Below are 8,058 nucleotides of genomic sequence, written 5' to 3'. Positions count from 1 at the left end.
GCGGCCGACCACGGTGCCGTCCAGGGTGTTCAGCGCGGCGAACAGCGTGGTGGTGCCGTTGCGCTTGTAATCGTGCGTCATCGTCCCGTACTTGCCGGGCTTCAGCGGCAAACCCGGCTGAGTACGGTCGAGCGCCTGGATCTGGCTCTTCTCGTCGATGGACAGAACCACTGCGTGGCAGGGCGGGTCCATGTAGAGGCCGACGATGTCCTCGACCTTAGCGGCGAAAGCCGGATCGTTGGAGCGCTTGAAGGTGCGCAGCCGATGCGGCTGGAGCCGGTTGGCTTCCCAGATGCGCTGCACGGCGCGCAGGCTGATGCCGACGGCCTTGGCCACCGCCCGACCGGTCCAGTGTGTCACGGCGCCGGGTGGTTCCGAGCAGGTCAGCGCCAGCACCTTGGCCACGGTGGCGGTCGGCAGCGGTGCCCGGCCGGGCTTGCGCGTCTTGTCGCGCAGCAACGCATCCACGCCTTGTTCGGCGTAGCGCACCTGCCAACGCCAGACCGCCGGGCGGCTGACACCGGCCCGGCGCGCCACCTCCTGCACCGGCAACCGCTCGGCCGAGAGCACGATGATGTTCACCCGCTGGACATGCTTGTGCGGGCGGTTGCGGTCGCCGAGGAGCGCGGCCAAACGCGCGCGATCCTCTGCTCCAACGATGACGCTGACGGTCTGGGCCATGCCGACAGAATCGCACACCAGCAGGCCGCTGTGAATCCTATGTCTGCATCAGTGCACTAGGGTGTGAATCGGCTCGGAAGCGGTCCCCCTATCAGAAGCAATGTAGCCCTTTGTAAATGAATGAATTACACTCGCAAGTTGGGGCCCCGATCGGTGCCGATCGGGACCCCACCTCAGCAGAGCTTTCCTCAACCGCGTCAAGTGATTGTGGTGCGTTGGTTTGGGGTCTCGGTTAGCTGCTGGTTCACATGATTGGCTCTACACATCAGTATCGGGGATGGTGCTGGAAGTTCTGGAATCCGGATTTTCTCCTGATTAGCCCAGCAGCGACAAAGATCATGGAGAAGCTCCGGAGCGGAGGGAAAACGCCCCTTTGTACAGTTTGATCAGTTTTGAGAAAATGAACGTTTGGCCGCCTCTACAGAGTGTTTGAACAGACAGCAGCCCGCGCCGGCCGTCTCTGCATGCTCACCGAAGCCGACGCCCATCGTATTGGTTTCCCAGTGCGTCGCTTCACGAAGCGCCGAATTGCCTCCTATATTCATCTACTCGCCGGTGCCGCTGCACGAGGGAACGCAGAACAGGAAAGGTCCTTTCCGGGCGCGCAGCCTCTCCCTCCCATGACAGCACCAGGGTGGCCTCGGCCGTCCCCATTCTGCAACAGCGGCCGCCGCTCCGGCCGCTCGCTTTCACGACAGATATCTAACCCAGGGTGGCCGACGATGCGTCGTTGTTATCTGCCCGCTGGCCGCTTCCAAGTTCGACCAGAACATGCTGGTATTCGCCCGGTGGCAGTGCACGAGCATCCTCGGCCATGTGCCGTAAGGCAGCGAGGCCGGTCTCGGTAAACCGGGCCCGCAGCCAATGGCCGCCGTCATCCCGCAACTCCAGCAGCCCACGGTCCAGCATCCCCTGAATGACCGTTCCCGGCTTCGGCTCACCCTTGTTCGGCCCAGTGGCCCAACGTTTCACCAGGATGCCGCTCTCCAGCCTCGGTGCCTGCCCAAAGCGCACCATGAACTCGTTGCGGATCAGAGCCCGCTCCCGCGGCGTCAAGGTGGTGTCACTCACCAGCTCATCTCCCTCAGTCCTCTCCCCGCGATACGCGGAACCAATGCTCAGCATACTGCCGACACAATTCGGCCTCCACGCCATCTCCAATGCGTTCGGCATCGGCCGCGCGGGCAAGCCACTGAGACTGTTTCTGAAGCGCTGATCCGTTCACACGGGCGGGTGATGGTCGAACCCCGGTCGACATGGCCGTGGTGGGACGGGACTTGCTGAAATTCTGTCGCGGCACTGGTACGTGGGGCCTGGGGGGTGGCATGGGGCCTACCGACTTTCTTGGATAGAGTGGAGGGTCATCCTTTGACCTGACAGAGTTTACGCCGCGCAAGGCTACCGTGCGCGGAAATATTCCGACGCGGCGGTGATGCTAATGTCTGCCGACGCGCGGACGGACGCGGGGGGCGCGGCCGACCGGTCGGGCCGGTGGTCAGCAGTCTGGTCGGCACCGTCAGCGCCGGCGAGGTGGCCATACCGACCCTTTCGCGACAGCCTCCGATGTCCGCTTCTGACCCAAAGCGGACCTTTGACCAGGACTGCTTTGCGCCAGGAGCGAACGCCGCCGATTCGACCGTGATAGGGAGCCAAACGGGGACGCCATGATGAAGATTGCGGCGTGCGTAATGGAGCGGAAGAGCATGGGCTTGATCCGTTGTGAGCGTCTTGATCTGCCAGCCACCAGCAGTCTCTCACAATAAACCCGCCCTCTGAACGGCGTCAGGTCATGAGTATCCGGCTCGACGAGAGGACAAAGCGAGCCGATACGTTGGAAAGTCTCGGCACACAATGTTCTCAGGACTTTGTTGTATCACTCCCGCAGACGCGGACACCTCTTCATTCCGAGCGCGCTCAGCGAGTTAGAGAGGGCCATTCTGTGGGAATGAGCTTTTCACCTGATGCCTTTGTCCACCTCTGCTTTGTTGCCCTAACGTACCGAGGATCATCTGCAAAATAGGCATGCTCAAGAACGATGACCTGCATACCCTCCTGTCGCCCCACTTCAGAAAATAAGAAATCAAAATGCCGTTTCAAAGCCACAGTGTCTTCATCTCTGTCCTGCTCTTCCCCCAGTTCAACCTCATCGCTGTACTGCTCTGAGGGGAAGTATGGGCGGCTAACCTGATCAATAAGCACCACTCCTGGGACCGGAGCACTTATTTTTGCAATATAACGGTGCATGCCAAATGTCAAGGCAATGTGAATTGCCAAGTAATTTTGGTCAGAGCCAACGGCCTCAAAGCGAATAATTCGTCCACGACCGGATTTTTCAATAAATGACACATCCGGCTTTTTTGCCATAAACTGCATGGTTGCGCCAACTAGCGGAGCCTCGATTGGCAGCCTCTCAAGTATATTTGTAGCATTGTCCGATATCTCAGATTCGGCTTTCCTGAGTCTAATTTCTTTCATTTCAGGATTGCTCTCAAGGAGGAGCGAATCAATCTCGTCCCGAATCCTTTGAACATTCACTGAAGGGTCATCTGCCTCCCTGCGTAGATTTTCCAAGAAATAGGAGATTCGACCAACCACAAGTATAGCTCTTTGGCTCGCCTCTGCCAGTTGCTTCGTGCGCTCAGAAGCCTCTAGCAGCTGAGAGATATTGTAGTCCACCTCCCGAAGGCGCGCCGCTAGCTTTGCTAAATCATCTTCTATCAACCCAATTTGAGCATTGATTCGTGGCCGATATTGGTCCAAAAGAATCTGCTCGTTCTCAAGTTTTTTAGCCGCTTCTGTGATGGTCTTCATCGCCTCCGTTGGCTCTTTCGATGCCTGCAAGCAAACGGGGCACAGATCATCCATCACTTCCGACTTTAAGCTTTTTATGACCGAGACCTTACCTAACTGGCGACCGACCGTCCCAGAGAATCCCTCAGCATGCTGGCTTGTCTCAAGCGCAATCCGCCGCTGACGGCGAAGATCAGAAATCGCGCTCAAGATTTGTGCTTTAATCTGATACTGACCTGCCAGTTCACTGTCGTCAAATGCTGGTGAGCTTCCCGGCTTCCACTTTGACAACACCTCCAACTGGTTAACCAGTGTACCTAGCGATGCATCCTCTTTAGGTGGCGCAGCAATTCCAATCTGGACAGCTTCCAGAATTAGCGATCTGGCTTTCTGGCGAGTTGATTCCAATCCTGCATCTCGCTCTGCAAGCTTAGCTGCCTCAATGTCAAGTGCTTTCTTTAGCTGCCGTATTCTTCTCTCAATCGATATAGATTTCTCATCCGTAGCTCCCAAAAAATACGGCATCGACGCAATCAGGTCTTCCGCCCTATTTTTATTGTCGAGACCGTAGAAAAGAAGATTTTCGCTATCCACAACATTCTTCGATAGATACATATATGGCGTAATGTGCCTTACCGATACTCGCTCGTCGCGCTCTCGACCTTTAACTGCCTCTTGAGTGACATCCCCAATGCCAAACGCGCGCTGAATTTCCAGGCGTCCCGAGGATAGATTACACGCTCCTGATAGCGCGCTTACCGTGCTTGGAATGCTAATGTTCCTGCCGTAGGACACAAACATTCTGCCACTTGAAAGGTTGTCACCAGCGGGCATCATCCGCGCAGCGATCATGCTGTAATCGCCCTGAACCCACCTGACACCAACAGCGGAACTGTGCAATCTAACATAATCCGGTAAGTCACAGTCCTGCGACCCAAGGCAATAGTCAACCGCCCTGATGATTGCGGACTTACCGGTACCAGAAGCGCCAGTTATGATATTCACAGCGGAAGGGTCGAATGGAATATCTCTTCTTCGACCATCGTGGCTATAGAAGAATATATCAGAAATGTTCCACCGCATCACACGGACACCCCAAGAATGTTAAAGATCAGAGAGGGTGACTTTATCTCCCCCATCCAAGTGCCTAGCCTGTCAGATCGCTTCAGCGGCTCTCCGCCAACGATTGCAAGACGCGATCCTTGCTTTGGCCTGATGCCTTCTGACAAAACACTGAAGCGTCCATCGTGACCAATGGACATCATCTTCTGCTGAAGCGCGAAGCTCAAACCCGCTCTGGTGAAGCGATGCGTTTTATCTACATCGCAGCTTAGTTCAAGGCTCACGATTGGTGATCTGTGAATCCATGTAAATAACCCAGTTTTTTTATTGGTTCCGTCAAAACTATATGCATACTTCTCGGACAAGCAAAGCGGGAGAACGAAAAACATCACGGAAAAATCAGCCCCTTCCCCAGCTGCTTCAAGGTAAGAAGCGGAAAAGCCACGCAGAATCAATGCGCAATACGCGGGGTTTGTATTTGCCAGAATGTCTCTGCTCTGTATGGGGGCTGGCTCCGCATCATCCATTTCGGACTCTCCTATCATTTAATCTTCACCCGATAATGGCAGTGCCATCCAACACTCAAATCTTTCGCAAGCATTTGATAGCTGCCGCGCACAAGCGATGGTTCAGTGCACTTGCGCTCAAATGGCGGGACTTCATTCGGAGCATCAATCAAGGCCCAATCTAGAATACGCATACCCGCGGCAGCTTTTTCGCTATCTGTGCCGCTGCTGGAGCTTTTTCGCATCCTATTCCAGCGCATGCGCCATTCTTCTTGCAATTTTATATCAAATGTAACCAAATCATCTGAGATCGAAAAATCATTCCCGATCCATTGATCTCTTTGATTTCGAGCGCGCCATTCCTGGCAACAAGCCTCATCAATAAGCTCCTGATCCCCGCCGACTAATTCAATTTGACGCTGAATAATGTTATCCGTCGTGTGGGTGGGTGGAGGCATTTTGCTGAAAAACGAGACCGCAAGTTTTCCGCTAGCTATGCCTCTAATAATGTTTAGAGTTTTTTCCTGAACCTCCAGCTTCCCTATCGCGCGGGCGCGCTCCCGGGTAAGGGATAGAACCACTTGGCGGTCCCACCACTCGATTAACTCTTCTGCTGCCTGCTTCGAGGCCCGCTCAGGGATGTTCGGGAGGAGCCTAGCCACCTTTCCGCAGGCATCCTGTATTTGGAATGAACGCGGTTGGCAGACTACTCGGGAGATAAGGGTGGATTGCTGCTCTGGAGGCAATGCCGCAAAAGCTTCGCATCCAGGCCCCTTTTTCTGATATGAGAGTTCTCCGTCCTTTTTGCCTTTTTGTCTTTGCTCATTACGCTCTTTCGTGACTCTTTCCGCTTCGAAGCGCAGTGCTGAAGTAAGTGCGTCTCTACTAAATCCTTTACCGGCCCCGGAGCCGTCTGCAAGCAGAGCATTTAAAGGACTATCGTCGGCAAACGATGCAACCGAAGCAAGAACGAGCGTTGCGTCTAATAACTCTATCTGCCTCAACTGATCTAGCCACACCTTGATTGTTTTCCATACCTCGTCGCTGGCAACTGATATGCGTGCATTTCTATCGATACTGTGCTTAAGCTGATGGAGTACCTTCTCTGCTCCTGACTCAAGGTACACGTCATCAAGCGTTTCGATGCTTACGCTTACATCATCGCGCTCCGACTCCAGCAGGAGGATGAGCGCGTAGATTGCTTGGTAATAATAGCCCAACGCTGAGCCAGTAGCAGAGTGCTGGTTGGTTGCTGCACTGGTCATGCCCGAACTCGCATCCCATGGAGGCATCAGAGGTTCGACTACCCTAAGGGCATGACTTGGGTCGATCAATATCTTACTGCCTAATGGGAGTGTTCTAAAGTGAAGCGGCGCATATTATTGTATGCATCCTCTTGAGTGGCTGCCAGATCAAGACGCTCACAACGGTTCAAGCGCGTGCTCTTCCGCTCCATTACGCCCGCCGCAATCTTCATCATGGCGTCCTCGTCTGGCTCCCTATCACGGTCGAATCGGCGGCGTCCGCTCCTGGCGCTTTGCGGACGTTCGGAGGTGATCGAGGGGCGTCCTTTCACCTGACCGGCGTCGGTCGATGCCAACCAGCCTGATCCGCCGGGCTGCGCCAACTGGCGGGCTGATTGACCATGGTGACGCCGGCGGCGCCTCCCTTTCGCTACAGCACCCAGGCGATCGTGACCGCCATTGTCGCCCAGATCATACTGGACCGAAACACTGCCTCGCCTAGCGGCTCAGGAACTTCACCATCAGGAGTTCATTGATGTAGATGCCGTTGACCATCAGCGCCCTCGGCTCGGTCCCGTACGGCTGAAACCCCAAGCGCCGGTAGAGGTTGATGGCACGTTCGTTGGCGGCGGCGACGGAGAGGTGGATCTGCTCGACCCGTGTTCCGGCATGGTCGAGAACGGCGTCCATCACCGCTTCAGCAAGGCCGCTGCCTCGCCGGCATTCCCGGACATAGACGCCCCAGAGCATGCCTTTGTGCATCTGCTTAACCGTCCTAGGAATGGATAGGCCGGCCATCGCGTCGAGCTGGTTGTCGACAAACCCACCGGCGATGTAGCCGCCCGTGGTCCATGCCGCGAACGCATCGACGGAACGGGCACTCTCCTCGGCATGGCTCGATCCGAATGCCTCCGGATGCGACTCCAGGGCTTCAAGACGGAGCATCCGCAAGGCCTCGGCATCGTCTGGCACGAGTTGTCTCACCAAAGCCATCCGTCATGGTCCCTTTCGCGCCATCGGTTCTCAGCGGCTGATTTTACGCCGCGCCGTCGGCGCCGGACAGTGGGCACCAAGCGCAGGGCCTCGACATCGACGTGCTGGCGGCCGCGGTGGAGATCGAGGAGCCGGCCGGGCTGGTGCTGGCCAGCTGATCGCCGCCGGCATGCAAGCGAGGTGGCTATGCCGCCCCTTTCCCGACACCCTCAAGCGTCTGGTTCTGACCCGAAGCAGACCATCGCTCGCGACCGCGAAGCGCCAGAAACGGACCTTCAAAGGGGTTGATTGATGACCGACATCCAGTTTTGGCTCCTTTTCTGGGCACCCGTTCAGTGGCGTACCAGCATGTCCAGCGGCACCTGGAGCGCGCCGGCGATGCGTGCCATCGCGTCGAAGCTGCCCGGCTTTTTCCCGTTCTCAATCTCGGACAGGTAGGACGGAGCCACGCCTGCGGCGTCCGCCAGCCCGCGGGCGGTGAAACCGCGATGCTCGCGGAGCACCGTAACCGGATGCTCCCCTTCGAGGATGCGCTCCGCCACCTCGAACGGAAACGCCTCCGTCTCTCCCGCCGCCAGCCGTGCCTTTACGGCTTCGGCGTCGGCCAAGTCCTGGGCGTCCGTCACCAGATCGGCCAGGGCCTCGAAGTCGGCCCGGCTGAGGGTGACGCTGTCCGCCGTCTCGGCAATCGGCGTGATGGGCAGAGCGTTCATCGATAGACCTCCTTGCGGTTCCCGACCTTCAGCACCGTGACCAACAGCGCATCGCCGTCGATCTGGTAG

At 56.7% G+C, this 8,058-nt stretch carries 8 protein-coding genes; all 8 read right to left on the bottom strand.

Features of this window, described 5'->3' with window-relative positions; translation table 11 throughout:
* On the bottom strand, positions 1–681 hold a 681-nt coding region (locus TSH20_RS32425; RefSeq protein WP_109493020.1), incomplete at its 3' end, for an IS630 family transposase.
* A 702-nt stretch (positions 682–1,383) separates the two neighbouring features.
* A complete protein-coding gene (locus TSH20_RS32420; RefSeq protein ID WP_109157557.1) occupies positions 1,384–1,752 on the bottom strand; it encodes a hypothetical protein in 369 nt (122 codons plus the stop codon).
* Between the two features lie 13 nt (positions 1,753–1,765).
* Positions 1,766–1,939: a DUF4167 domain-containing protein gene (locus TSH20_RS32415; protein ID WP_247871678.1), complete on the bottom strand. Its 174-nt coding sequence runs from the start codon at positions 1,937–1,939 to the stop codon at positions 1,766–1,768.
* A 656-nt stretch (positions 1,940–2,595) separates the two neighbouring features.
* Positions 2,596–4,323, bottom strand: coding sequence for a DUF3732 domain-containing protein (locus TSH20_RS32410; RefSeq protein WP_158282103.1), 1,728 nt, complete (start codon positions 4,321–4,323; stop codon positions 2,596–2,598).
* Positions 4,324–4,553: 230 nt separating this feature from the next.
* Positions 4,554–5,060 carry a three component ABC system middle component gene (locus TSH20_RS34815; RefSeq protein WP_146205475.1) on the bottom strand — a complete coding sequence of 169 codons (507 nt, stop codon included), beginning with the start codon at positions 5,058–5,060 and terminating at the stop codon, positions 4,554–4,556.
* A gap of 14 nt (positions 5,061–5,074) precedes the next feature.
* Complete coding sequence (locus tag TSH20_RS34810; protein WP_146205474.1) at positions 5,075–6,304, bottom strand: ABC-three component system protein; 1,230 nt, start codon at positions 6,302–6,304, stop codon at positions 5,075–5,077.
* Positions 6,305–6,781: 477 nt separating this feature from the next.
* Entirely contained in the window at positions 6,782–7,255 is a 474-nt protein-coding gene (locus TSH20_RS32405; protein ID WP_247874554.1) for a GNAT family N-acetyltransferase, read from the bottom strand.
* Positions 7,256–7,608: 353 nt separating this feature from the next.
* Positions 7,609–7,989 (bottom strand): helix-turn-helix transcriptional regulator, encoded by a 381-nt coding sequence (locus TSH20_RS32400; RefSeq protein ID WP_109157553.1) that lies wholly within the window; start codon positions 7,987–7,989, stop codon positions 7,609–7,611.
* Positions 7,990–8,058: the final 69 nt, after the last annotated feature.

The sequence above is a fragment of the Azospirillum sp. TSH20 genome (genome assembly GCF_003115935.1).
GTDB lineage: Bacteria > Pseudomonadota > Alphaproteobacteria > Azospirillales > Azospirillaceae > Azospirillum.
This window is presented reverse-complemented; position numbering and strand designations above follow the sequence as displayed.